This is a genomic window from Beijerinckia sp. L45, assembly GCF_009765775.1.
In the GTDB taxonomy this organism is placed as follows: Bacteria; Pseudomonadota; Alphaproteobacteria; order Rhizobiales; family Beijerinckiaceae; genus RH-AL1.
In genome coordinates, this window is the sequence record NZ_LMUU01000140.1 from 62,210 (window position 1) to 87,205 (window position 24,996).

At 64.4% G+C, this 24,996-nt stretch carries 28 protein-coding genes and 1 pseudogene; 23 read left to right on the forward strand and 6 right to left on the reverse strand.

Annotated elements, in window-relative coordinates; all coding sequences use genetic code 11:
• Positions 1–5: 5 nt before the first annotated feature.
• Positions 6–986, reverse strand: coding sequence for a GlxA family transcriptional regulator (locus GSQ79_RS15150; RefSeq protein ID WP_158809528.1), 981 nt, complete (start codon positions 984–986; stop codon positions 6–8).
• Positions 987–1,099: 113 nt separating this feature from the next.
• Between GSQ79_RS15150 and GSQ79_RS15155 the strand changes: the two genes are divergently transcribed.
• The 6 genes from GSQ79_RS15155 (at position 1,100) to GSQ79_RS15180 (ending at position 8,370) form a co-directional block, all read left to right on the forward strand.
• On the forward strand, positions 1,100–1,897 hold the full coding sequence (locus tag GSQ79_RS15155) for an SDR family oxidoreductase (RefSeq protein WP_158809529.1): 798 nt from the start codon (positions 1,100–1,102) through the stop codon (positions 1,895–1,897).
• 203 nt (positions 1,898–2,100) lie between these two features.
• The gene (locus GSQ79_RS15160) at positions 2,101–2,262 is read left to right on the forward strand and encodes a hypothetical protein (protein ID WP_158809530.1); all 162 of its coding nucleotides are present in this window, start codon (positions 2,101–2,103) and stop codon (positions 2,260–2,262) included.
• Positions 2,263–2,560: 298 nt separating this feature from the next.
• Positions 2,561–3,019 carry a tautomerase family protein gene (locus GSQ79_RS15165; protein ID WP_158809531.1) on the forward strand — a complete coding sequence of 153 codons (459 nt, stop codon included), beginning with the start codon at positions 2,561–2,563 and terminating at the stop codon, positions 3,017–3,019.
• Between the two features lie 495 nt (positions 3,020–3,514).
• Positions 3,515–5,944, forward strand: a complete 2,430-nt coding sequence (locus GSQ79_RS15170) for a PAS domain-containing sensor histidine kinase (RefSeq protein ID WP_246725354.1) — start codon at positions 3,515–3,517, stop codon at positions 5,942–5,944.
• Positions 5,945–6,028: 84 nt separating this feature from the next.
• Positions 6,029–7,600, forward strand: a complete 1,572-nt coding sequence (tsaE, locus tag GSQ79_RS15175; protein ID WP_158809533.1) for a tRNA (adenosine(37)-N6)-threonylcarbamoyltransferase complex ATPase subunit type 1 TsaE — start codon at positions 6,029–6,031, stop codon at positions 7,598–7,600.
• Between the two features lie 56 nt (positions 7,601–7,656).
• The gene (locus GSQ79_RS15180) at positions 7,657–8,370 is read left to right on the forward strand and encodes a nucleotidyltransferase family protein (protein WP_246725365.1); all 714 of its coding nucleotides are present in this window, start codon (positions 7,657–7,659) and stop codon (positions 8,368–8,370) included.
• Between the two features lie 115 nt (positions 8,371–8,485).
• Here the strand turns inward: GSQ79_RS15180 and GSQ79_RS15185 are convergent, their stop codons facing one another.
• Complete coding sequence (locus GSQ79_RS15185) at positions 8,486–9,022, reverse strand: DUF3280 domain-containing protein (RefSeq protein ID WP_246725355.1); 537 nt, start codon at positions 9,020–9,022, stop codon at positions 8,486–8,488.
• A 300-nt stretch (positions 9,023–9,322) separates the two neighbouring features.
• On the opposite strand from GSQ79_RS15185, the gene GSQ79_RS15190 reads away from it, so the two are divergent.
• From GSQ79_RS15190 to GSQ79_RS15215, 6 genes are read left to right on the forward strand one after another with little or no spacing between them, the layout of a single operon-like run.
• Entirely contained in the window at positions 9,323–10,582 is a 1,260-nt protein-coding gene (locus tag GSQ79_RS15190; RefSeq protein WP_246725356.1) for an ABC transporter substrate-binding protein, read from the forward strand.
• A 32-nt stretch (positions 10,583–10,614) separates the two neighbouring features.
• Positions 10,615–11,592, forward strand: coding sequence for a PQQ-dependent catabolism-associated beta-propeller protein (locus tag GSQ79_RS15195; RefSeq protein WP_158809535.1), 978 nt, complete (start codon positions 10,615–10,617; stop codon positions 11,590–11,592).
• 7 nt (positions 11,593–11,599) lie between these two features.
• Positions 11,600–12,367, forward strand: coding sequence for an ABC transporter ATP-binding protein (locus GSQ79_RS15200; protein ID WP_158809536.1), 768 nt, complete (start codon positions 11,600–11,602; stop codon positions 12,365–12,367).
• The gene (locus GSQ79_RS15205; protein WP_158809537.1) at positions 12,364–13,200 is read left to right on the forward strand and encodes an ABC transporter permease; all 837 of its coding nucleotides are present in this window, start codon (positions 12,364–12,366) and stop codon (positions 13,198–13,200) included. Before GSQ79_RS15200 ends, GSQ79_RS15205 begins: the two co-directional genes overlap by 4 nt.
• A gap of 17 nt (positions 13,201–13,217) precedes the next feature.
• Positions 13,218–13,913, forward strand: a complete 696-nt coding sequence (locus GSQ79_RS15210; RefSeq protein WP_158809538.1) for a hypothetical protein — start codon at positions 13,218–13,220, stop codon at positions 13,911–13,913.
• Between the two features lie 14 nt (positions 13,914–13,927).
• Positions 13,928–14,266 carry a hypothetical protein gene (locus GSQ79_RS15215; RefSeq protein WP_246725357.1) on the forward strand — a complete coding sequence of 113 codons (339 nt, stop codon included), beginning with the start codon at positions 13,928–13,930 and terminating at the stop codon, positions 14,264–14,266.
• Between the two features lie 173 nt (positions 14,267–14,439).
• Here the strand turns inward: GSQ79_RS15215 and GSQ79_RS15220 are convergent, their stop codons facing one another.
• The gene (locus tag GSQ79_RS15220) at positions 14,440–14,841 is read right to left on the reverse strand and encodes an EF-hand domain-containing protein (RefSeq protein WP_158809539.1); all 402 of its coding nucleotides are present in this window, start codon (positions 14,839–14,841) and stop codon (positions 14,440–14,442) included.
• 198 nt (positions 14,842–15,039) lie between these two features.
• Here GSQ79_RS15220 and GSQ79_RS15225 point away from each other — a divergent pair, with 198 nt between their 5' ends.
• The 11 genes and pseudogenes from GSQ79_RS15225 to GSQ79_RS15280 all read left to right on the forward strand — a co-directional run bounded on the left by GSQ79_RS15225 (position 15,040) and on the right by GSQ79_RS15280 (position 22,776).
• A complete protein-coding gene (locus GSQ79_RS15225; protein WP_158809540.1) occupies positions 15,040–15,279 on the forward strand; it encodes a hypothetical protein in 240 nt (79 codons plus the stop codon).
• A 144-nt stretch (positions 15,280–15,423) separates the two neighbouring features.
• The gene (locus GSQ79_RS15230; protein ID WP_158809541.1) at positions 15,424–15,630 is read left to right on the forward strand and encodes a hypothetical protein; all 207 of its coding nucleotides are present in this window, start codon (positions 15,424–15,426) and stop codon (positions 15,628–15,630) included.
• 30 nt (positions 15,631–15,660) lie between these two features.
• Positions 15,661–17,256: a HAMP domain-containing sensor histidine kinase gene (locus GSQ79_RS15235; RefSeq protein WP_158809542.1), complete on the forward strand. Its 1,596-nt coding sequence runs from the start codon at positions 15,661–15,663 to the stop codon at positions 17,254–17,256.
• Positions 17,256–17,951 (forward strand): response regulator transcription factor, encoded by a 696-nt coding sequence (locus GSQ79_RS15240; RefSeq protein ID WP_158809543.1) that lies wholly within the window; start codon positions 17,256–17,258, stop codon positions 17,949–17,951. Before GSQ79_RS15235 ends, GSQ79_RS15240 begins: the two co-directional genes overlap by 1 nt.
• 159 nt (positions 17,952–18,110) lie before the next feature.
• Positions 18,111–18,200 (forward strand): pyrroloquinoline quinone precursor peptide PqqA, encoded by a 90-nt coding sequence (gene pqqA / locus GSQ79_RS15245; protein WP_158809544.1) that lies wholly within the window; start codon positions 18,111–18,113, stop codon positions 18,198–18,200.
• A 375-nt stretch (positions 18,201–18,575) separates the two neighbouring features.
• Positions 18,576–18,665, forward strand: coding sequence for a pyrroloquinoline quinone precursor peptide PqqA (gene pqqA, locus GSQ79_RS15250; RefSeq protein ID WP_158809544.1), 90 nt, complete (start codon positions 18,576–18,578; stop codon positions 18,663–18,665).
• A gap of 33 nt (positions 18,666–18,698) precedes the next feature.
• On the forward strand, positions 18,699–19,598 hold the full coding sequence (gene pqqB, locus GSQ79_RS15255) for a pyrroloquinoline quinone biosynthesis protein PqqB (RefSeq protein WP_158809545.1): 900 nt from the start codon (positions 18,699–18,701) through the stop codon (positions 19,596–19,598).
• Positions 19,559–20,619 (forward strand): annotated as a pseudogene (pqqC, locus tag GSQ79_RS15260) (pyrroloquinoline-quinone synthase PqqC). Before pqqB ends, pqqC begins: the two are co-directional and overlap by 40 nt.
• Entirely contained in the window at positions 20,616–21,752 is a 1,137-nt protein-coding gene (pqqE, locus tag GSQ79_RS15270; protein WP_158809548.1) for a pyrroloquinoline quinone biosynthesis protein PqqE, read from the forward strand. Before pqqC ends, pqqE begins: the two are co-directional and overlap by 4 nt.
• Positions 21,749–22,423 (forward strand): hypothetical protein, encoded by a 675-nt coding sequence (locus GSQ79_RS15275; RefSeq protein ID WP_158809549.1) that lies wholly within the window; start codon positions 21,749–21,751, stop codon positions 22,421–22,423. The genes pqqE and GSQ79_RS15275 overlap by 4 nt, the downstream gene beginning before the upstream one ends.
• Positions 22,420–22,776 carry a hypothetical protein gene (locus GSQ79_RS15280; RefSeq protein ID WP_158809550.1) on the forward strand — a complete coding sequence of 119 codons (357 nt, stop codon included), beginning with the start codon at positions 22,420–22,422 and terminating at the stop codon, positions 22,774–22,776. Before GSQ79_RS15275 ends, GSQ79_RS15280 begins: the two co-directional genes overlap by 4 nt.
• Before the next feature lie 303 nt (positions 22,777–23,079).
• Here the strand turns inward: GSQ79_RS15280 and GSQ79_RS15285 are convergent, their stop codons facing one another.
• The 3 genes from GSQ79_RS15285 to GSQ79_RS15295 all read right to left on the reverse strand — a co-directional run.
• On the reverse strand, positions 23,080–23,904 hold the full coding sequence (locus GSQ79_RS15285) for a substrate-binding domain-containing protein (RefSeq protein ID WP_246725358.1): 825 nt from the start codon (positions 23,902–23,904) through the stop codon (positions 23,080–23,082).
• 1 nt (position 23,905) lies between these two features.
• Positions 23,906–24,328 (reverse strand): c-type cytochrome, methanol metabolism-related, encoded by a 423-nt coding sequence (locus tag GSQ79_RS15290; protein ID WP_246725366.1) that lies wholly within the window; start codon positions 24,326–24,328, stop codon positions 23,906–23,908.
• A 306-nt stretch (positions 24,329–24,634) separates the two neighbouring features.
• A partial coding sequence (locus GSQ79_RS15295; RefSeq protein WP_158809602.1) for a PQQ-binding-like beta-propeller repeat protein occupies positions 24,635–24,996 on the reverse strand: 362 nt, incomplete at its 5' end.

The window sequence follows — 24,996 nt, forward strand, 5'->3', positions numbered from 1 at the left end:
CGAGGCTACGTCGCAATCGCCGCCGCGTCGGCCGCGTCGGGAATATCGATCGATCCAAGCCGCGCGTTGCGCCGGAGAACCTGTGGCGGTTGCCCGAAGGCACGAAGAAACGCTCGTCGCATGTGGTCGCGGTCGCTGAAGCCGGTCTGGCGCGCCACCACGTCGATCGGGTGGCGGCTCTGTTCCATCAGATTGCGCGCCCCCTCGACGCGAAGGTTCTCGATCGCCTTGGCGGGAGACTGGCCCGTCTCCGCGTGAAACGCCCGGCTGAACTGACGGGGGCTGAGATGCGCGGCCTCCGCAAGATCGGGTACGGCAAGCGGCTTGTGCAGGTTGTCGCGCGCATAGGCGAGCGCCGCCTGGATGCGATCCGATTTCGGCGACAGCTCGAGCAAGGTGGAGAACTGCGACTGGCCGCCGCCGCGACGGTGATAGATCACGAGCTTGCGCGCCACGGCCTTTGCCAGGTCGGCACCGAGGTCGTTCTCGATCAATGCCAAGCCGAGATCGACACCGGCCGTCATGCCAGCAGACGTCCAAATCGGGCCATCGTTGATGAAGATACGGTCCTCGTCCATCTGCGCCTTTGGAAAGGCTCTCTGCAGGTCGCGCGCGTGCATCCAGTGGGTGGTAGCGCGCCGACCGTCGAGCAGCCCCGCCTCCGCCAGCACAAAGGCTCCCGTGCACACGGCAGCGATCCGCCGGTACCGCTTGGGCGCTTCGCGCATGAATGCAATCAGGCCCGGGGTGGACGGCGCGATGACAGTCGCGCCGCCAACCACGAGCGTGTCGAACGGCTTGTCCGAAAAGCTTTCGGTCTCGAGCATCAAGCCGGCCGACGTTCTGATCAGGCCCCCATTTTCGGAGACATAGTGCAGCTCGTAAGGCTCGGGATCGACCATCGAATTGGCAACTTCGAAACCCGCAACGATGGCGAGCGCCATCAGCGAATAGCCGGGGTAAACGAGAAATGCGATGTCGCGCATGGCGTCCGTTCGGATGTCTTAAATATACGTATATATGACATTTGAGACTTCGGGCTGCAACCGTATTTTCCGTCCACGGGCTCAATCAAGAGCCTTCCAGACGGAGCAACACGATGAGCACCACGGCCCCCAAGGGCGTCGCCCTGATCACCGGCGCATCCACCGGCATCGGCGCGGTTTACGCCGATCGGCTCGCCAAGCGCGGCTACGACCTCATCCTGGTGGCGCGCAACGAGCAGCGCCTGAACGCCGCCGCCGACCGCCTGCGCAGGGAAACCGGTGTGCAGGTCACCCCGCTGATCGCGGATCTCAATGAGAAGGCCGGCCTGGCCAAGGTCGAAGCGGTGATCCGCAACGACCCGAGCATCACCATGCTCGTCAACAACGCCGGTGTCGGCTCGGTCGCGTCGATCCTGCAGGCCGACGTCGACACGATGGAGGCGATGATCAATCTGAACGTCACCGCCCTCACCCGCCTGACCTATGCCGCCGCGCCCGCTTTCGTCTCGCGCGGCGCCGGCACGATCATCAACATCTCCTCGGTCGTTGGCATCGCCGTCGAGAACCTCAATGGCGTCTATAGCGCGTCGAAATCCTACGTCCTGAGCTTCGGTCATTCGCTGCAGAAGGACCTGGCGGACACGGGCGTGCGCATCCAGACGGTCCTTCCCGGCGCCACGGCCACCGAGTTCTGGGACGTCGCCGGCTATGCGCCGCAGAAGACCTCCGACATCACGATGTCGGCGGAGAACATGGTCGATGCGGCGCTGGTCGGCCTCGACATCGGCGAGTTGGTGACGATCCCAGGCCTGCATGAAGCCGAGGTGTGGGCCGGCTGGGAGCTCGCGCGCCGCGAGATGTCCGCGAAGTTCCAGAATCCGAAACCCGCGCCACGCTACCACCTCGCGTGAGAGGCGGCCAAGGCGCCGCTTAAGCGACGGCGAACGTCTTCCCGAAAACGGGCTGCCCGCAGTCGCTCGTGTCCTAAATCGCCTTTTATATGACATTTGAGACGATCGCTCACGGCATTACATTTATTTAGGCCCGATAGGGCCGTCGCCGACCAGCACCTTCAAGGTGCCCTTCGACCCAACCCAGCAGATAGGATCCGACCATGAAGCAAGATCGCATCGACCAAACGAACAGCGTCCAAGTGCAAGCCCAAGACCCGATCGGCGTCATCGCCGGTCAGGCCACGCGCGCCACGCTCGGCCACCCCAATCGCGACCTGGTGTCCGTGAGCAGCATCGAGATCGCCTGGGCCATCGCACACTGACGCCCCCAACACACCCGCTCCAAGCTCAACCCGAACGGAGCGGGCGTGCTCGCGGGTGCGACGTGGCGCAGCGATTTCGATCCGTTCGACGAGCCGATCAAGATCGGGCCGCACGGGATGATCCTGTGGCCGTTCGATCCGAAGACCTCCGGCCTGCCACGGTCATCAGGCGACGGGGCGGACATCGGCACGCCAGCGCACCCTGAGCCCAGGTCCACACGATGGGCGCGTCAAGATCGCCACCCTGTCCGGTTGCTTGACGGCACCGGCCTTCAGTCTCGTCCAATAGGAGTCCGCCATGCCAACCTACGTCTGCTGCGCTCCATCCAAAAGCCTGAGCGACGGCCAGAAAGACCAGATCGCATCGGCCATCGCCCGGCGCCACAGCGAGGCGACGGGCGCGCCATCCTTCTTCGTCCAAGTCGTGATCGAGGAAAGCGAAACGACGCGGCGCTATCTCGGCGGTGGGCCAAGCGGCGCGCACATATGGATTCGTGGCGACATCCGAGCGGGCCGTTCCGAGGCGGTACGCGGCGCACTCATGCTCGCCATCATGCGCGACGTCAGCGCCATCGCCGCCGTTCCCGAGACGTCCATCTGGGTCTACCTCTGCAACCTGGAGGCAACGGACATGGTCGAGTTCGGCCACGTGTTGCCAAAACCCGGCGAAGAGCAGGCCTGGTTTGAGGGCCTTCCCACAGCGCTGCAGACATATCTGAAAGGCCTTGGCGCGAAGCAGGATACGTTTCGGCTATGATGCCTCGGGATACGTGCGGCCAAGCCGCCGCGGCCCCGGCGAGGCTAGAATAACCGCGGCGGTTGTCCGCGCGTCAGTTCGGGGCGTGCCTCAACCTCTGCCGTTCCTCGCGCGTTTCAAGATGCCAACGTCTCCTTGTCGCCGTCGCCGCGTGAAAGCGATCGCTGAACACCGTCGCTTTGTCTACTTTAGCGGTGCCATATTCGAATCGTTTACGTCCGGGATGGCCGCAGTGCCGCCTGTCGGCGTCGCCCCGCCGGCCCCAAAACCTCGCGGCCAAAACGCAACACCCCCGCGCCGATTGGCGAGATGGTTAAAAGCTGCGGATGAACACCGTGCACTCGATTCTCAAACACCCAATGCCTCGCTAAGGTGACGCGATTCGTTTTGCCCTATGGTTGGGCAAGGCCTGGGGGAGAATGGATGCGGCAGCGGCTGCGCGGTGCCGGATGCACGCAAAAGAGGACACGAGCGGTCGCTCTCGGCGTCGTAACTGTGACGGTTTTTCCACGTGCGGCCTTTGCCGCCGTCGACCAGACGTCGCTTCTCGGCGATCTGCGCGACAGCCACGACGTGTTCGGCCTGTCGATCTTCATCGGCCTCGTCCTCTTCGCCACCATCACCGCCCTGCTGCACCTCGCCGGGCGCCGGCGCTGGATGCAGCGCGAATCCGCACTGTCCGCCGACCTCAACGACCTTCGCGCCAAGCTTGACCGGGCGGAAACCTTTCTCGCCGCCGAGCCACAGATCATCATCGCCTGGGGTCTTCAAAGCAACGAGCCGGAAATCGAGGGCGACCTGACGCTGGTCAGCGACGTGCCGGTGGCGCGCCGGGTGCTGGGCTTCGGCTCCTGGCTGCCGCCGGAAAAGGCGCAAAAGCTCGACAATTGCGTCGCCAACCTGCGGGAGCGCGGCGAGGCGTTTCGCCTTGCCGCGGTGAGCCTGGGCGGCCGCTATCTCGAGATCGAGGGCCGCGCCGTCACCGGCCGCGCGGTGATGCGCATCCGCGACGTCTCCGGCGACCGGCTCGAAGCCACCCGCCTGCGCGAACGGCAGACCCGCACCGTCGCCGAACTCGAATCCCTCAAGGCGATGCTCGATGCCGTCCCCTGCCCCGCCTGGTCCCGCGAAGCCTCGGGCAAGCTGACCTGGGTGAACACGGCCTATGTCCGGGCCGTCGAGGCCAAGGACGCCCGTGACGCGCTGATGCGCGGGACGGAGCTGCTGGAGACGTCTGCGCGCGATGCCGCGGCTGCCAAGCGCGACAAAGGCGAGGTGTTCCGCATTCAGTCCGCGGCCGTTGTCGCCGGCTATCGCCGCAGCCTCGAAATCGTCGAAGTGCCGTCCGAGGGCATCGCGACCGGGCTTGCTATCGACGTGTCGGAGCTGGAGGCCGTACGGGTCGATCTGCAGCAGCAGATGACCGCTCATGCCCGCACGCTCGATCAGCTATCCACCGCCGTGGCGATCTTCGACCGGCGTAAGCAGCTCGTCTTCCACAACTCCGCCTATCGCCAGCTGTGGTCGCTCGACCTTCCCTTTCTCGACCAGCACCCCAGCGAATCCGAGATCCTCGACCGGCTCCGCGCCAAGCGGATGTTGCCGGAACAGGCGGATTTCCGCGCCTGGAAGGAGACGCATCTCTCCGGCTACCAGTCGCCGGATACGGCAGAGCAGGTCTGGTACCTGCCCGACGGGCGGACGCTACGCGCCGTCGTCAACCCCAACCCGCAGAGCGGCGTCACCTATCTCTTCGACGACGTCACCGAACATTTCCATCTCGAATCGAAGTTCAACGCCCAGACCAGAGTCCAGGGCGAGACGCTCGACACGCTGAAAGAGGGTGTTGCCGTATTCAGCACCGACGGGCGCCTCAAACTGTCCAATGCCGCCTTCGCCCGACTGTGGCGCCTCGACGCGGCCACCCTCGACGACAAGCCGCACATCGACCAGGTCGCCAAACTCTGCGCCGAACTCTGCCCCGACGACGAGGCGTGGAGCGTGCTCCGCCTCGCCGTGGCCGGCCTGCACGACCAGCGCACCGGCATCGAACGCCGGCTCACCTGCCGCGACGGCTCGATCATCGACTGCAGCGTGGCGCCGCTGCCGGACGGGGCGACGCTGCTGACCTTCACCGACACCACCGCCAGCGTGAACGTCGAACGCGCGCTGACCGAGCGCAACCAGGCGCTGCTCGACACGGAAAAGCTGCGCAACGACTTCGTCCACCACGTCTCCTACGAGTTGCGCTCCCCGCTCACCAACATCATCGGCTTCATTCAGCTGCTGGGCGACGGCTCCATCGGCTCGCTCAACCCGAAGCAGACGGAATATGTCGGCTACGTCATGAAGTCCTCGGCGGCGCTGCTCGCCATCATCAACGACATTCTCGACCTCGCCACGATCGATACCGGCGCCACCGAACTGACGCTGAAGCCGATCGATATCCTGGCGACCATCAAGGCGGCCGTCGAAGGCGTGCAGGACCGCCTGGCGGAATCCTCGCTGACGCTGCAGATCGTCGCCGACGAGGAGATCGGGGCCTTCACCGCCGACGCCAAGCGGGTGCGCCAGGTGCTGTTCAATCTTCTGTCGAACGCCATCGGCTTTTCCGCACCCGGCCAGACCGTCACGCTGCAGGCGGCGCGCCGCGGCGACGACGTGGTCTTCCGCATCAGCGACCAGGGCCGCGGCATTCCGCACGACGTCATCGCCCATGTCTTCGACCGCTTCCACTCCAACACCATCGGCTCGCGCCATCGCGGCGTCGGCCTCGGCCTGTCGATCGTGAAGAGTTTCGTCGAACTGCACGGCGGCAACGTGCTGATCACCTCGGCGCCGGGCGAAGGCACCACCGTGACCTGCGTGTTTCCCGCCCGCGATCACGGCGCCGACGACGCCCCGGCCATCGCCGCCCGCCAGTAACCTCCGTCATACTTAAGCTCTAAGGGCGGTTTCTTAACGAGAACCGGTTTTCACTAACCATGAAAACACTTTACAGAGACAGTGATGACCGCCGAACCAAGCCGCGCCCCTCTGCCGACTGCCGCCTGGTACATCGACCTCGCCGATGAGACCGCGACGGTGTCGCTGGCCGCAGACGTCGCCGCGCTGGTGCGCCCGGGCGATCTCGTCACCCTCTCCGGCGACCTCGGCGCCGGCAAGACGACCTTCGCGCGCGCCCTGATCCGCACCTTGACCAACGAGCCCGAGCTCGAAGTGCCGAGCCCGACCTACACGCTGATCCAGGTCTACGAGAGCGCCGTCGCCGACGCACCGCGTTACCCCATCGTCCACGCCGACCTGTTCCGCATCAAGGAAGCCTCCGAGCTTGCCGAACTCGGCTGGGACGAGGCGGCCGACGGCGCGCTGGTGCTGGTGGAGTGGCCGGAACGCGCCGGCGAAGGCCTCGCCGGCGACCGGCTGGACGTCGCCTTCCACATCGACGCCGAGCGCGGCGCCGAATTCCGCACCGCGGCGGTGACCGGCGTCGGCGCCTTTGCCGCCCGGCTGGCGCACCAGAAGGCGCTTCGCGAGATCTTGGAGAGTGCAGGCCTCCAGGGCACGGACCGCGCTTTCATGCTGGGCGATGCCTCGACGCGCGCCTATGAGCGGCTCACCAAGCCCGACGGCACGACCGCGATCCTAATGATTTCTCCGCCGCGCCCGGACGGCCCGCCGATCCGCTTCGGCAAATCCTATAGCGCCATCGCCCACCTCGCCGAGGACATCCGCCCCTTCGTCGCCATCGACCTCGCGCTGCGCGACCTCGGCTTTTCCGCGCCCGCCATCCTGGCGCATGACGCCATGACCGGCTTCGCCGTCATCGAGGACTTTGGGCCGGGTCTGGTTGTCGATGCCGACGGTCCGATCATCGAGCGCTACGCCGAAGCCATCGGCGCGCTGGCCGCGCTCCATGCGGTGCCGCGCCCGGCGCAGGTGCCCGACGGCGTCGGTGGCGACTACGAGATCCCGCCCTACGACATGGAGGCGCTGACCATCGAGGCCGAGCTTCTACTCGACTGGTACGCGCCGCATATCGCCAAGGCCAATCCGGCCTCCGGCGTCAAATCGGACTTTTCGGACGTCTGGCGCGGGCTGTTCGCCGATATCGTCGCGGCGCCGGCAACCTGGACGCTGCGCGACTACCATTCGCCGAACCTGATCTGGCTGCCCGACCGCGAGGGCATCGCCCGCGTCGGCCTCATCGATTTCCAGGACTGCGTGATGGGCCATCCCGCCTATGACGTCGCCTCGCTGCTGCAGGATGCCCGCGTCACCGTCCCCGGCGACCTCGAACTGAAGCTGCTCGGCCTCTACGCCAAGCTGCGCCGCGCGCATGATCCGGCCTTCGACATGGCGGATTTCGCTCGGGCCTACGCGGTTCTCGCGGCGCAGCGGGCGACCAAAATCCTCGGCATTTTCGCCCGCCTCGACAAGCGCGACGGCAAGCCGCAATACCTCGGTCATCTTCCGCGCATACAGGCCTATCTCAAGAAGAACCTGGCGCATCCGGTTCTGGCGGAGCTGAAGCTTTGGTACGAGACCAACCTGCCGAGCCTTCTGGCGCCGGCGCCATGACCGTCGGCCTCACCGTGCCGGAGGGCGAGGCTGCCGGAAGCGTGCCTCACAAGACGATGCCGCAGACCTGCATGGTCTTCGCCGCCGGGCTCGGCACCCGCATGCGTCCGCTCAGCGACACCCTGCCGAAGCCGCTGATCACCGTCGGCGGCAAGCCGATGCTGGACCATATGCTGGACCGCTTCGCCGACGTCGGTGTGCGCGACGCGATCGTCAACGTGCATTACCGCGCCGACCAGATCGAGGCGCATCTCACCGGCCGGCAGCGCCCGCATATCATCATCTCCGACGAACGCGACGTCCTGCTCGACCAGGCCGGCGGCATCCGCAAGGCGCTGCCGTTGCTCGGCGACGCGCCTTTCTTCATCTGCAACACCGACGCGTTCTGGCTGGAAGGCCCGCGCTCCAATATCGAGGCCCTGGTGTCGCGCTGGGACCCGGCGATCATGGACATTCTTCTGCTGGTCGCCGCGACGACCTCGAGCATCGGCGTCGACTGGCCCGGCGATTTTCTAATGCATGCCGACGGCCGCCTGCAAAAACGTGCCGAGCGCGAGGTGGCGCCCTTCGTCTACACCGGCGTCGGCATTTTGAAGCCTTCGCTGTTCACCGATGCGCCGCCCGGCCCGCTACGCCTCGCGCCCTATTTCTTCGAGGCCGCCGCCCAAAACCGCCTGTTCGGGCAGCGGCTCGACGGGCAATGGCTGCACGTCGGCACCCCCGAAGCCATCGCCCAGGCCGAGCATACGATCGAGCGCTCGGTGTATTAGCATCCCGTCATTCCGGGACGCGCCAAAGGCGCGGACCCGGAACCGGTGTTCTTTCATCGCCTTGGCTGAAGCACACCGGTTCCGGGTTCGGCTATGCTGCCCCGGAATGACGCTCCTACGGCTTCTCCACCATCGCCTTGAGCGCCGCCTCGTCCTGCGGCAGCGGCGGATCGAGCAAGCGGTCCTTGATCAGAAACTTGATGCCGTGCGCCCACATGTCGTCGGTGTCGCCGCGGATATCGACGGCGCCGGCGCGCAGCACTTTGCCCGTCTTTACGTCACGGATCGAACCGGAAAAGCCCAGAATCACCGTCGAGATCTTTTGCATCGCGGTGGTCACCTCGATATCGGCGCCGAGCGCCTTGGCGATGTCGAGATCACAATCGTGGCAATTGCGCAGCGGCAGGTTTTTGGCGATCTCCGCCGCCTGCGGCGTCGGATCGACGATCGTGATCTGGCCGGACGCGATCAGCAGCTTGCGCAGATCGTCGCTGGCCTTCTTCACGCGCGCCGCCTCGACGCTCTGCGGCCCGGTGCCCGCGTCGACGAGTTCGAGATCGAACACCACGGCCTTGAGCGGCGCGGCTTGCGCGGCGACGGGGGCCAGAGCGAGAAGCATGGCGGAGAAACGAAGCGTCTTCGAAATGCGCAAGAGATCACCATTTGCTTTGAAAGGTCGCGGCGCTGGCCCAGCGTCGCACGCCGGGCAGACCGCGCCAACGCGGTAGATAAAGCGCCGCGGCGGCAAAGCCAGACAGCCTTTTGGCGGGATTGCCGGTGCCCGGCCTCTTAGAATGTCCTTATGGCTCCGCGCTTGCTGCCCCTGGTGCCCCCTGATAGCGTCCCGGCCAACACAGCGCCGTTCGGCGGGCTCACGGACAACCGCAGCGCCTGGACGAAACGGCCAGCGATCAACGCATCGCACCAGGGTCGAATGAGGAAGTTCCAAGGAATGCGTTTGGTGTCGGGCACGCGGGTATTGGCGCTGGTTTGCGCTTCTGCATGGATCATCCTGCCGGCGACCGCCGACCGTGCCGCCGCGCAACCTGCATCTCCGCCGGCACCAAGCGCGTCACCTGCCGCGCCCGCGCAGGACATCCACATCGGCTACCTCGCGAACCGCCGCCCGGCGCCCCCGATCTACGATTACGAAGACGATCCCGCCGACGTCGGCATCGCCGGCGCGCGCATCGCGATGAAGGACAACGCCACCACCGGCCGGCTGGTCGGCCAGACCTACGCGCTCGACGAAAGCATCCTCGACAAGGGGCAATCGCCGGTCGACGCCGCCAAGGCGCTCGTCGACAAGGGCGCCGGCCTCATCGTCGCCGATCTTCCCGCGGACGAGCTGCTCGCAGTGTCGGATGCGCTGAAAGGCCGCGACGCCACGATTCTCAACATCGGCGCCGAGGACGATCGCCTGCGCAATGCGGATTGCCGCGCCAATATCGACCATTTCGCGCCGTCGCGGCAGATGCTGACCGACGCGCTGGCGCAGTTTTTGAGCGCCCAGCGCTGGCGCAACGTGTTCATGGTGGTCGGGCTCGACCCCGCCGACACGCTCTATGCCGAGGCGATGCGCCGCTCGGTAAAAAAGTTCGGCCTCAAACTGACCGGCGACAAGCCCTGGACCTTCGGGCCTCTGGCCCGGCAACGCGCCGATGGCCCGATCCGCGCCGACGCCTTCATCTTCACCCGCGGCGTCGATGCCGACATGATCGTCGTCGCCGACGAGGCCGGCAACTTCGGCGACTTCGTCCAGTACCATACCGCCGAGCCGAAGCTGATCGGCGGCACGCAGGGCCTGACGCCCGCAACCTGGTCACGCGTGCTCGATGCCTGGGGCTCCGCACAGTTGCAGAACCGCTTCGTGCGCACCAACAAGCGCCCGATGCGGCCGCTCGACTACCAGGCCTGGACCGCCATCCGCGCCATCGGCGAAGCCGCGACGCGCGCCCATTCGGCGAGCGCGAAAGAGATCGGCGCTTACATGCTGCGCCAGGATTTCGAGATCGCGGCGTTCAAGGGCGTCCCCGTCAGCCTGCGGACCTGGGACCGCCAGCTTCGCCAGCCGATCCTGCTGGTGCAACCCAAGATGCTGGTCTCGCTGTCGCCGCAGACGGGGTTTCTCCATCCCATCACGCCGCTCGACTCGCTCGGCTCCGACGAACCGGAAAGCGGCTGCAAAATTCGTTCTGGAGGCAATCCGTGAGATTTTTCGTGTCGCGCCGGCTGGCTGATCGAATGTCACGACACGCATCCGCGTGCGCCCTCGGTGCCATGCTCGCCGGCGTCGCAGGCGCACCTGCCTCCGCCTACACGGCCTACGTCACCAACGAGAAGGACAACACCGTCAGCGTCATCGACACGGTGACGCAAAAAGTCGTGAAGACGGTGCCCGTCGGGCGCCGCCCGCGTGGCATTGTCGTCAGCAAAGACGGCAAGGAAGTCTATGTCTGCACCAGCGACGACGACCGCATCGAAGTGCTCGACGCCAAGACCTTGGAGTCGCTGCGCACTCTGCCTTCCGGACCGGACCCCGAAACCTTCGCGCTGAGCAACGACGGCAAACTGCTGTTCGTGTCGAACGAAGACGACAACATGGTCACCGTGATCGATATCGCGAAGAACGCGTCGATCGCGGAAGTCCCCGTCGGTGTCGAGCCGGAAGGCGAAGCCATCAGCCCGGACGGCACGGTTTTGGTCAACACGTCCGAGACGACCAACATGGCGACCTTCATCGACACCGCGACCTGGAAGGTCGTCGCCAACGTGCTGGTGGAATCGCGCCCGCGTATCGCGGTGTTCTCCGCCGACGGCAAGTTTCTGTGGGTCAGCTCCGAGGTCGGCGGCAAGGTGAACGTGATCGATGTCGCGACGCATCAGATCGTGAAGAAGATTTCGTTTGCCATCCCTGCGATCAACGCGGACGCGATCCAGCCCGTCGGCATCCGCCTCACCGCAGATGGCACAAAAGCCTTCGTCGCGTTGGGACCGGCCAACCGCGTCGCCGTCGTCGACACCAAGACCTATGAGGTCCAAAAGTATCTACTGGTTGGACAGCGCGTCTGGCAGATGGCGTTCACGCCCGACCAGAAGCAGCTCTACACGACCAACGGCGTGACCAACGACGTATCCGTGATCGACGTCGACTCGCTGAAGGTGATCAAGTCGATCACCGTCGGGGCATACCCCTGGGGTGTGTCGATCGCGCCGAACTGATTTTTGGATGACAGCCGCACCGATGATTCACGACAGCCCCGCCCTCGAGATCACCCAGGTGTCGCACCGGTTCGGCGCGCGCAAGGCGCTCGACGACGTGACGCTGCGGGTCGGGCGCGGGCAGTTTACCGCCCTGCTCGGGCCGAACGGCGCCGGCAAGACAACGCTGTTTTCCATTATCACCCGGCTCTATTCGAACCGTAGCGGTCACGTCCGCATTTTCGGCCGCGACCTGCAGCGCGAGCCCTCCGCCGCGCTCGCCGAAATGGGCGTGGTGTTCCAGACCCGCACGCTCGATCTCGACCTCACCGTGCGCCAGAACCTCGGCTATCACGCCTCGCTGCACGGCATGGCCGGCCGCGTTGCCCGTGCCCGCATCGAGCATCTGCTGGCCCGCGTCGGCCTCAGCGACCGCGCCAAGGACAAGGTGCGCACGCTGTCCGGCGGCCAGTCGCGCCGCATCGAAATCGCGCGCTCGCTGATCCACGCGCCGCGCCTGCTGCTGCTCGACGAGGCCACCGTCGGCCTCGATCTCGCGTCGCGCGCCGACATCGTGCGCATCGTCCGCGACCTCGTGCGCGAGGACGGCCTGTCGGTTCTGTGGGCGACGCACATCTTCGACGAGGTCGAGCCGGCCGACAGTGTCTACGTGCTGCACAGCGGCAAGATCATCGCGCAGGGCCGTTCCGACGAGATCTCCGCCAAGGCCGACGGCGCCTCGCTCGCCGAGGCCTTTCGCGCGCTCACCGAAAACAGCCCGGAGATCGCGCGATGAGCGACGTCACCCTGCATCGCACGATCGGGATCGGCGGCTATGGCGTCTGTCTCGCCGGCATCATCAAGCGCGAGCTTTTGAAATTCCTGAACCAGAAGGAGCGGTTTCTCTCCGCACTGGTGCGGCCGCTGATCTGGCTGTTCATCTTCGCCGCCGGCTTCCGCAACACGCTCGGCGTCTCGATCATTCCCCCTTACGAAACCTACGTGCTCTACGAGGCCTATGTCACGCCGGGGCTGGCGGTGATGATCCAGCTGTTCGCCGGCATGCAGAGTTCGCTGTCGATGGTCTACGATCGCGAGGTCGGCTCGATGCGGGTGCTGCTCACGAGCCCGTTCCCGCGCTGGTCGCTGCTGCTCGCCAAACTCTTCGCCGGCGTCATTGTCTCGGTGGTGCAGGTCTATGTGTTCCTGTTCATCGCAAGCTTTTGGGACATCGACATCCCGCCGCTCGGCTATGTCGTGGCGTTGCCGGCCTTCGTGCTCTCGGGCCTGATGCTCGGCTCGATCGGCCTGCTGATGTCGTCGCAGATCAAGCAGCTCGAAAACTTCGCCAGCGTGATGAATTTTGCGATCTTCCCGATGTTCTTCGCCTCCTCCGCGCTCTACCCGCTGTGGCGGATGCGCGAGGCGAGCGAGACGCTGTATTGGATCTGTCTGTTCAATCCGTTCACTCATACGGTTGAGCTCGTGCGGTTCGCGCTCTATCTGCAGTTCGAACCCACCTCGTTTGTCGTCGTCGTTGCCGTCACGCTCGTGACCTTCGCGCTGTCGGCCTTAGCCTACGATCCCGGCCGCGGCATGTTGGGGCGCCGCGGCGGCCCGGGAGAATAAGGGTATTGGAGACCAAAATGCGCCTGATGCTTTTGCTGACCGCCGCCGTCATGACCGCAGGATCTGCCATCGCGCAGGAACCGCCACGGGCACCCGGCGCATCCGACGCCGGCACCACGTCGACGCCGAGCGACACTGCCGGCACCACGACGACCTATGCGCCAGCCCCGAGTGCCGCGGACGTGCCGTGGCCCTGCGCGCAACGCAAAGTGGGTTCGATCAGCGCCGGCACGATCTGGTCGGGGCCGGATCTCGCGCAAGGCGCCGACTGGGACCAGGACATGAAGCTGGCCGCACTGGCGCAAAAGCTTGCGTCGCGGCGCACCGATCTCACCGAGGCGGAGCAGGCGATCGCCGATTTCGCCAAGGACGCCGGTGCCGACAAGGACAAGCAGCTGACGAAACTGTTCGTCGGCGTCCTCGATATTATCAATGACGATCGTAATAAGATTTTGCACGGCATCACGCGCTATGCCGCGGGCCAGCAGCGGCTGGCGGAGCGGCTGCGCGAGGAATCGGACGCGATCAGCAGCGGCCAGGATGCGCCGAACCTCACGTTCAACGCCAACACGTCCGGCAAGGCGAAAGAGTTCGAGTGGGACCAGCGCATTTTCAGCGAGAGGCGCCAGGCGCTCTCCTACGTCTGCGAAACGCCAACCTTGCTGGAGCGCCGCGCCTTCGACATCGCCCGCCGCATCCAGGCCCAGCTCTAACGGAGATCTTTGTCATGCGCCTTGCATTGTCGCTTACGCTTTTTCTATTTGCGGTCGGTTCGGCCGAAGCGGCAAAAGCCACCCGCTTCTGGAATCTCACCGCCAACACGATTACGAAGTTTGAATTGGCGCCGGCCGGCACCCAGAATTTCGGCGCGGACCAGGCGAAGAACGACAAGGACGGCGCGGTCGATCACGATGAGCGGCTGAAGATCATCGGCGTCACCAGCGGCGCCTACGACGTCCGCCTCGCGGACTCGAAGGGCCGCACCTGCGTGGTGAAGAACGTCGCGGTGAAGGAAGGCGACGTGTTTTCGATCGAGGAAAACCAGCTGACGGATTGCGGGAAATAAGCGGGGCGGCCCACAATGTCATCCTGGCCGAAGCGAAGCGGAGAGGCGGGATCCATGAACACCGGGTCGACGACGTGAACACTGAGATGCAGCTTACCCTGCATTGCCGGTTTCATGGATCCCGGGTTCGCGCTGCGCGCGGCCCAGGATGACATCGTGGTACGATGCGACTGCTAATGCAGCAGCGTGATCAGCTTCTTGCCCGCGGGCTTGGCCAATTCCTTGGCATCGAGCGTATCGTCGCCGTCGTTGGCTTCCTTGAACAGCTTTTCGACGTAGCCCAAAAATTCGGGCTCATCCAACGTCTTGTCGGCATCGGTGTTGGCGGATTTGAAGCCGGTCTTCGACAGGCGACCTTTCAATTCCTTGAAGTCGAGGGTGCCGTCCTTATCGGTCTCGAGCGCCTTGAAACGCTCGGACGCATAGGCCTTCACCTCGTCGAGCGTGACGGTCCCGTCGCTGTCCTTGTCGACGGCTTTGAGGAATGACGAGGGCGTGGTCTTCGCGTTGGCAAGGCCGACCGCGCCAAACAGCGAAAGCGCTGCAAAACCGGCGATAAGGATCCGTTTCGACATTCAAATCTCCCCTTTTATAAACAAGGCGCGTCATCTTTATGTGCAGCGCAGCAAAGATATACCGCAGTGGCGATAACTGTGGCAAGTGACACGACTTTTACAGCTAAGCGTCCGGCGTTTGTACGATTTCTTGCTAAACTCGCTTGTCGTGCCAAATGATTGTTCTAAATTCTATCACAGAGTTTCGAGGCCCGCCGCATGAACGCCTTCCAAGCCATCATCCTCATTTGCCTCGCGACGACGTCGAAACAGGACTGTTCGGAAAACACCGCGGTCGATGTGATGTCCACGCGCGTCGCCAACGAACTCGGCTGTACCTCCGGCTGGCAGGAGATCATCGCGCGCGGCGCGTTGAAGGAGCGCATGGCGTCGCAGGAAGGCCAGTCTTCGGAAACTTACATCAAGACGCTCTGCAAGCGTGTCAAAGCCGAGCCCTGAGCGGCGCATTTACACCGCGGCCATCGCGCCCCATTCTCGTCACGCCTCTGCTGCGACGCCATCGCGCCTTCGGCGGCCTCGCGATCTCGCGTAGGCAGACGCCGACGCGTCGAACATCGACGCTTTGATACGGAAGGATCCGCTATGTTCGTGATATTGTCGGTGTGCCTGCTGGCATCGCCCGCGACTTGCAAGGAAGAGCGCGTTCAGCAATCCGTCGACCAGCAGACGCCGATCGGCTGTCTTGTCGAAGGCCAGAACACCGTCGCTCAATGGGGAATCGCACATCCGCAATGGCACATCGACAAATGGAAATGCGTGTCCGCAGACCGGCTGCCCAGCCGCTCGTGATCCGCGGCACGTCGGCCCGTTTTTGAGCTGATGCGCTCCATCGGTTTTCGCCTCGGCGTCCTCGTCTTCGGCTGCTTCCTCATCGCCTTCGCGGCAGCCGGCGGCGTGATCTACGCGCTGCACATCACCGACAAGACGATCGACCGCGCGCTCGATGCGCAGCGTCGCCTGGACCTGCTGACGGAGATTTCCGGGCGCATCAGCTCCTACGGCCTGACGGCGATCGCCGCCGCCAATGATCCCCGGCTGCGCGACACGCAGATGAAGGAGGCGGAGACCGCGGTCTACGACTCGATCAAGGCGTTCAAGCCGGAGATCGCCAGCGCGATGCAGCATGCCGACATGCCGTCCGCCGTCAACGAGATGGCGACGCGGGTCAAACCGCTGGAACAGGTGCGCGGCGGCTTTCGCGTGATGGTGCGGCAGATCACCGATGCCTTCGGTCAGGACGATCCGCAGACACGCGGTGACCGCATTCGCGGTGCCTTCAACGGCTTTGCCACGATGACCGGGCCGTATCTGTTCTTTCTCATGCAGGCCGACCGCCGCGGCGTCGATGCGGCGCGCGAGGACGCGCGGTCCGTCTCCACGGCGATCAGCCGCGCAGCGCTGATCCTCGTCGTCGCGGCCTTCGTCATTGCGGTCGTAATGTATCGTCTGATCTCGCGGCCGATCCTCGCGGCGGTGGCGGAGATCCGCGACGCCGCGGTGGCGATCGGCCAGGGCGAGCGCAACGTCAGGCTCCCGGTCCGCAACCGCGACGAACTCGGGCTTCTCGCCGTGGTGTTCAACCGCACGACGGCGCGGCTGCGGCGGCGCGAGACGCGCGTCGCGATCGATCGCTTGGCGCTGGAAACGACGATCGCCACCCGCACCGCGGACCTGCGCGCCGCCAACGACCGGCTCGCCGAGATCGACCAGAGCCGCCGGCGCTTCTTTACCGACGTCAGCCACGAGCTTCGGACACCGCTGACGGTGATCCTCGGCGAAAGCGAGATTGCGCTTGCCGCGAAGCCGCAGGATGGGGCCGACCCGGTGACAACGCTTGCGGCGCACGCCACCGCCTTCGCGATCATCCGCCGCCGGGCGCAGCGTCTGCACCGGCGCGTCGAGGACCTGCTTCGCGTCGCCCGCTCGGAGAGCGGCACGATCGAGCTGCGCTTCGCCGACACCTCGCTCCGGGCGGTCTGCTGCACCGCGATCGAGGCCTTCGAAGGATCGACGCGGCGCAAGGATGTCGCCATCGTCCTCGAACCGTCGGACACCGATGTCACCGTCACCGGCGATGCCGAATGGCTGCGTCAGGTCGTGGAAGGCCTAATCGACAATGCCCTGCGCCACGCCAAGGGCGCCAGCCTCATCGCGCTCGCCTGCGGCGTGGATGCCGACGGTGCCATCCTCAGCGTTCGCGACGATGGTCCCGGCTTCGGGGTCGAGGATCCGCAGACGCTGCTCGCCCGCTTCGCCCGCCGTGCCTCCAGCGAATTCGTGTCGGGTCACGGCATCGGCCTGGCGCTGGCCCGATGGGTGGTGGACAAGCACCGGGGACATGTCACACTCCGCGCCGCCGCGCCCCCTCTCAACGGAGCCGAAATCTTGATCCATCTGCCGCTCGGGGACGTCTGATGGTCGCGGTCGCCATCCTCGTCGTGGAAGACGATCCGGACATTGGAGCGCTGCTCGATCGCGGCCTCGGCGCGGCCGGCTTTTCCGTAAGCTGGGTCGATACCGCGGATGGCGCTCTGCAGCATATGAGCACGGCGCACCCCAACGCCGTTCTTCTCGACGTGATGCTGCCGGACGGCTCGGGCAACGACCTCTGCCGCTCGTTCCGCCAGAAGGGATTTGCCGGGCCGATCCTCTTCCTCAGTGCCAAGGACGAGGTCGCCGATCGCGTCGACGGGCTGGCGGCGGGCGGCGATGATTATATCGTCAAGCCCTTTGTCTTCGACGAACTCGTGGCGCGGCTGCGGGCGCAGCTGATGCGTCGCGCCGCGATGGGCGAAGCCGCCAAGCTGCCGGAAGCGGGCGGGATGGTCCTCGACATGGTTACCCGGCAGGCCCGCTACGCCGATGTCACGGCCAAGCTGACGCAGCGCGAGTGCGAGCTGCTGAGCCTGTTCATGGAGAGTCCGAACAAGCCGATCGCCCGGGGCGACATTTTCGACCGGCTGTGGCTCGACCAAGGGGGAGCCTCGCTCAACGTGGTCGATGTCTATATCGGCTATCTCCGCGGAAAGCTCGGCGATATCACCAAGGTAGGCGGTCCTTCCATCGGCACGGTGCGCGGGCGCGGCTTCATGCTCGAATATTCGTCATAAAAAAGTGACCCTCCCGTTCCCGCCGGATACTTGCCAAACCAAGCAAACAGCGTCATATGCTCTAAACCTGCTCCAAAGGCGGGGCTAACAAGTCTTAGGGTTTTCTTATTTAAGTTCTAAGAAGAGCATAAGAAGATCCGGACCATCGAGGAGATTGCTATGAACTGGGTTGCTCCGATCGTCGAAGAAATCTGCGTTGGCATGGAAGTCACGAGCTACGAGTCGGCTGATCTGCCGGTCGAGTTCTGATAATCCATTGAGCTTGATGGGGTCGCCTTGGGCGGCCCCATCCTCGCTTGAGGCGGTGGCATTCCCCTGGGAATAGCCGCCGTTTTTTTTGGCCAAAACGTAGCGCCGCTCTCGCGCGATAGTGATCGGCGCGCCGGTATCCTTTCGCAGCGCAGCACGTTTGCTGCAAAGCAGCGAAGATGGCCGCGACTATTTATCAACTATTGATCGCGAAAATCTTGCCGGATTTTCCCGATGGATACTTGCTAATCGCCGTTTTCGCGGTCATATGATCTTGGCCAGCTCGTTACAAAGACTGGTCTTCCTTAGAGAATTCTTAGAACTCCGGTTTCGAGAATAGCTTGCGGGAAAGAAATCATCATCGAGGAGATCGCTATGAACTGGGTTGCCCCTATCGTCGAAGAAATCTGCGTCGGCATGGAAGTCACGAGCTACGAGTCGGCCGACCTTCCGGTCGAGTTCTGATAAAAGCAGTCGCATGAGCTGGGGTTTTTCGCTGTGAAGGCAATCATCCTCGGCTCGGCTGCTGGCGGCGGCGTTCCCCAGTGGAACTGCCGTTGCTCTATCTGCCAACTGGCGCGCGCGGGCGATCCGCGCGTCCTCCCGCGGACCCAGTCGAGCCTGGCGATCTCCGAGGATGGCGAGAGCTGGTTGCTGGTGAACGCTTCGCCCGACATCCGCCAGCAGCTGTCCGCGACGCCGGAGTTGCATCCTCAGTATAGTGCCCGGCATTCCCCGATTGCCGCCGTGCTTCTGACCAACGGCGACGTCGACCACGTCGCGGGTCTGTTGACCCTCCGCGAGAGCACGCCGTTCCGGCTCTATGCCACGACGAGTGTCCGACAGGCGGTTGATGCGAATAGGATTTTTGGCGTCTGCGCCCCGGCGCTCGTGCCGCGCCTCTCGGTGACAATGGGCGACATGTTCCAACCGGTTCCCGGGCTCGACGTCGAGATGTTCGCCGTCCCCGGAAAAGTGGCCTTGTGGCTCGAAGACGACAGCATGAAGATCGGCGAGGCGACGGAAAACACCGTGGGCCTGCAGATCTCGGCAGGCGGAAAGCGGCTTCTGTACATTCCCGGCTGCGCGGCGGTCACCGAGGCCCTGCAAGCGCGGATTTCCGGCGCGGATGTGGTGCTGTTCGACGGCACCATGTGGACCGATACCGAAATGGTCGAGGCCGGGCTCGGCAGCAAGACGGCGCGCCGTATGGGGCACATCCCCCTGTCGGGCGAAGACGGTTCCATCGAACGATTGCGCGACGTGCCCGTTGCCCGCCGCGTCTTCGTCCATATCAACAACACCAACCCCATCCTCGTCGACGGTTCGGCCGAGAGGATGGCGGCCGAGGCTTCCGGATGGGAGGTCGGCTACGACGGCATGAGGATCACGCTGTGAACACTGTTTTGTCCCCCGACGAGCTGGAAAAGCAGCTGCGCGCCATCGGCGCCGCGCGCTACCACAACCACCATCCTTTTCATAAGCTGCTGCACAGCGGCGACCTCAACATCGACCAGGTACGGGCCTGGGCACTCAACCGCTATTGCTACCAGGCAATGATCCCGATCAAGGACGCGACCTTGATGGCCCGCATGCACGACGCCGAACTGCGCCGTGTCTGGCGCCAGCGCATCATCGACCACGATGGCGAGCGCGAGGGCGACGGCGGCATCGAGCGCTGGCTGGTGCTGACCGACGGCCTCGGCTTCTCCCGCCCCTACGTCCAGTCCATGCAAGCGGCCCTGCCGGCCACCCGCTTTGCCGTGGAAGCCTACGTCCATTTCGTCGGTGAGAAACCGTTGCTCGAAGCCATCGCCTCGTCGCTGACGGAAATGTTCGCGCCCGGCATCATTTCCGAGCGCGTCTCCGGCATGCTCGCGCACTACGATTTCATCTCGGAGAAAACTCTCGCCTATTTCGGCAAACGGCTGACTCAGGCGCCGCGCGATGCGGATTTTGCCCTGGCCTACGTCAAGGAACATGCCCGCACCGCCCGCGAGCAGGCCGCCGTGCTCGATGCGCTCCGCTTCAAGTGTGATGTCCTGTGGGCGCAGCTCGATGCGCTCTATCACGCCTATGTCGGGCCCGGCCCCGTCGCGCCCGGCGCGTGGCAGCCTGGCCAGGAGATCGCTGCAACAGCATGAGCGAACTGACGAGCTTCAGCGTTCCAAAACTGCCGCGCGGCGTGCGGCTGCATTTCGACAAGGTGCGGAACGCCTATGTGCTTCTGGCGCCGGAACGCGCCTTCAACGTCGACGATCGCGCCGTGACCGTGTTGAAACTCGTCGACGGGGTGCATACCATCAGGGCGATCGCCGCGACGCTGGCCGCGCAGTTCACCGCGGACCCTGCCGTGATCGAGCGCGACATCACCGCGATGCTCGCCGATCTCATTGGAAAAAGGGTGGTGGAGGCATGACGACGTCCCGCATTTCCGTTCCCAACCCCATCGGCATTCTGCTCGAACTGACGCATCGCTGCCCGTTGCATTGCCCCTATTGTTCCAACCCGCTCGAGCTCGACAAGCGCTCCAAGGAGATGGACACGGCAACCGTGCTCCGCGTGCTCGACGAAGCCGCCGAGCTCGGCATTCTGCATGTCCATCTCTCCGGCGGCGAGCCGACGGCACGGCGCGACATCGTCGAGATCACGGCGAAATGCGCGAGCACGGGGCTTTACAGCAACCTCATCACGTCAGGCGTCGGGCTCGCGCTCGGGGTTCTCCCGGCGCTGGCCGATGCCGGTCTCGACCACGTCCAGCTCTCGCTCCAGGGCGCCACGGCGCCGCAGGCCGACAAGGTTGCTGGCCTCAAGGGCTCCCACGACACCAAGATGAAGTTTGCCGCCGAGGTGGCGCGGCTTGGCCTGGCGCTGACGGTCAATGCCGTGATCCATCGCGGCAATATCGACGAGGTCGAAGCGTTCATCGACAAGGCGATCGAGCTCGGTGCCCGGCGACTCGAGATCGCCCACACCCAATATTACGGCTGGGCCTATAAGAACCGCGCGGCGCTGATGCCGGCGCGGCCCGACGTCGACCGCTCGATCCAGATCGTCGAAGCCGCGCGCAAGCGGCTTTCCGGCAAGCTCGTCATCGACCTCGTGGTGCCCGACTATTACGCGCTGCGGCCCAAGGCCTGCGCCGGCGGCTGGGGTCGCAAGCTGATGAACGTCTCGCCGGCCGGCAAGGTGCTGCCCTGCCATGCTGCGGAGTCGATCCCCGGCCTCGAATTCTGGTACGTCCAGGACCATTCGCTGGGCGACATCTGGCACCGCTCGCCGGCGTTCAACGCCTATCGCGGCACCGACTGGATGCCGGAGCCGTGCCAGAGCTGCGAGCGCAAGGAAATCGACTGGGGCGGCTGCCGCTGTCAGGCGCTCGCCCTGCTCGGCGACGCCAAGCTCACCGACCCGGCCTGCGGCAAGTCGCCGTTCCACGCCAGGATCGAAGCGCTGGCGACATCGGAGGCTGCGGTGATCGCGCCGCCGGATTATATTTATCGCGGCCCCGGACAGGCGGTCGTTCGTGAAGTCGAGGACATCATCCCGTGAAGTTTGTTGCCGCCGTTTTTCTGTCCACGCTTGTCGTCGCCCCTTTCGTTCCGCAGCAGCTTCGCGCCGAAACAGCCGCCAAGCGCGACACCGCCTCGCTGCTGTTCGACAATCCGGATTGGGCGATCGCGCCGGCCGGCAGCAAGATCACCTATGATTATTCGCGCAAGACTGCGCCCGAGTTCGGCGTGAGCTTCGACGATACGATCGGCGTGTCGCTCGAGCCCGGCGACAACGCAGCGAGCCGCAAGGTCGAGGTGCGGATGTTTTCCGGCGGCCGCCAGCTGCCGGCAGGCCCGTTCGACAGCATGAGCACCAATCCCGTTCTGCTGCTCGTGTTCGAAAGCCACCTGCAGGCCCTGGCCAAAATCTTCCAGGCCAACCCGCGTTACATCAAGAATGCCATCCGCAAGGCGTGGCGTGAATCCCCGACGATCGAGGACGTCCAGCTGACCGTTGCGGGCAAAACCGTCCCCGGCACCCGGATCACCATCCGCCCCTTCCTCAACGATCCCGAGAAGGATCGCATGAAGGGTCTCGACGGCATGACCTATGCCGTCGATATCGCCGACAGCACGCCCGGCGAGATCGTCGCCATCGATATCCATGCGCCCGACGGGGCGCCGCCGTTCAGCGAAACCCTGCACTATCAAGCCGAGAAGACCCCATGAAATCGATCGTTCTCGCCGCTGCGTTTGTTTTGAGCGCCTCGTCCATCGCCGGCGCAGCCGACGATGCTGGGCTCGTCAACGACTATCCGACCGCGGCGCGCGCCGACTATGTGCTGGGCTGTATGGCCACCAACAATCAGACCCGCCAGGCGCTGGACAACTGCTCCTGCTCGGTCGACGTCATCGCGTCGATCCTGCCCTATGATAAATACGTCGAGGCCGAAACGGTTCTGTCGGTGCGCCAGGGGGTCGGCGCGCAATCCCGCGCCTTCAACGCCACCAAGTCGTTCGACGACATGGTCGCCAACCTGCGCCGCGCGCAGGCCGAAGCGGAGATCCGCTGTTTTCATTAAGGGGGGCGTGAGCCAGAAATTTGCTCGTCATTCCGGGGCGGCGTAGCCGACCCGGAACCGGTGTGCATTTGCCTTACAGCGCTTTCCGCTTTGGTGGAATCACCAAAGCGATTAGAAATCGCTCGCTTCTCAAAAAGTTAGAGCATTTTCTCAATCACAAAAGTCTGCAACTTTTGTGGAAACCGCTCTAGCGCATCTCGCTCGATAGATCGAAGCGTCGGTTCCGGGTTCACGCCTTCGGCGCGCCCCGGAATGACGCCGTTTGGGACGCTCAGCTAGCGGCGCTTCAGATCGCAGAAAACGTTACGGCGCCACGACCTTGCCCGCGCCGTCGAGCAGCGGCACGTTATACTCCGCCAAAACCTTGTTGAAGTCGCCCTGCCGCTTGCGGATGACGCCTTCCAGCTTGTGCTTCCAGTCGGGCTCGTCGTGGCGGATGCCGAAGGTGATGCGATAGCTGTAGTCCGGCTCATCGCCCTGCTTGAGCAAGGGCGTCATCACCAGATCCCCGCCGGCTTTCTTGACGTCGTAGCCGGCCAAAGGGCCCCAGACGACGGCGGCATCGATCGTCTTCGCCTTGAGATCGGCGAACATGTCCGCGAGCGGCGTCTCGAAGCGATGGTCGACGATCAAAGGATAGACCTTCGCGTCGCCCATCAACCCTTTGGCGAGCAACAGATCGACGGGCGGCGTCGCGGCGAACACCCCGATATGCCGGCCTTTAAGTTTTGGATCCGACAAGGTCGTGACATCGCCGACCGGGCTGCCCTTTGGCGTCACCAGAACATAGGTCGAGCGATAGTAGGGGTTGGTGTGCTGGACGATCTCGGCGCCCGCGGCGTAGCCGATGACGAGGTCGCAGAGATCGCTCTGCAGCGTGTTGCGGATGAAGCCCGGCCCCGACGGCGCCCAGAAATAACGCAGCGGCAATTTTAGCTCGTCGGCGACGATGGTGGCGATCTTATTTTCGAACCCGTCGCCCTTGCGATCGCTGAACGGCATGTTGGACGGGTCGCCGCACACGCGAAGCGCCGTGCGCGACACCATATCCGGCACCGTCTGGGCAAACACCGGGTTCGCGGCCGCAAGGGCGGCCGTGACCCCGAGTATCGCGGCTCTGACGATCACGTCAGAACCCAACGCAAGCCGTCTCCGCATCGGCATAGACCTTTGGCTTCGGCGTATGTTTTTCCGGCCGCGCCCGGTCGAGATCGCCGTTGCCGCGCGCGCGCAGGTACACGTAGATGTCGTTGATGTAGCACATCACGTTCTTGTTGTTGCCGAACGACGGCATCACGTTGTTCTGCGACGTCGTCACGTTCTGGCGCCCGGCGGCGACGGTGCCGAGAAAATCGGCGTAGCTCATATTCTGTAGCGAATCCTTCAACGCCGGCGCGTAGCTCGAGCCCATTCCGTCCGGACCATGGCAGACGTGGCATTCCGAATGGTAGCGGCGGTAGCCGGAGAAGCTGAACCAGTCGAGCGTGCCGTCATTGTTGATGTGGTCGGTGGGATTGCCGTCCTTGTCGACCCACATGCCGTTTTCGTCCATGCTGACGGCCTTGCCGTTCGGCTTGAAGTTCGGATCCGCGGGGGCCGGCGCAGCAGCGGCCTCGGCCGGTTTCGCCGCGGGGGCCTTATCGTCCGCGCGCACATTCGATGCGCCGACCATGAGCATTCCAACCAGAACCATACCCGTCACACCACGGGCCACCACACGCGATCTATCAACCACAGCGCTTCCTCTATGCATCGCTTCGAAGATGAGCGACGCTTTTCTTTGTTGGTCTTTTAACACACGAAAAAACCAGCGCGCTAGATGCGCGCTGGCTCCTAAGATGTTTGTTACTAAACGATCTTAGTTGGTCGGCAGCGTGAACACCGTCAACGACCCACCGAGCGCGGTGTAGTTGTTGAGGGCGGCGTAGCCACCGACGGCACCGAGACCGGCGTTCGGATCGGTCAGACCAGCGGCGAGACCGATACCGGCCCAACCACCGACGCCCGAGAGGACCGCAACGTATTGCTTGCCCTTGTGGCCGTAGGTCATGACGTTACCGATGATGCCCGACGGGGTCTTGAAGCGGAACAGCTCCTTACCCGTCTTGGAGTCGACGGCCTTCAGATAGCCTTCCAGCGTGCCGTAGAACACGACGTCGCCAGCGGTGGCGAGAGCACCCGACCAGACCGAGAACTGCTCCGGATCCGACCAGACGATCT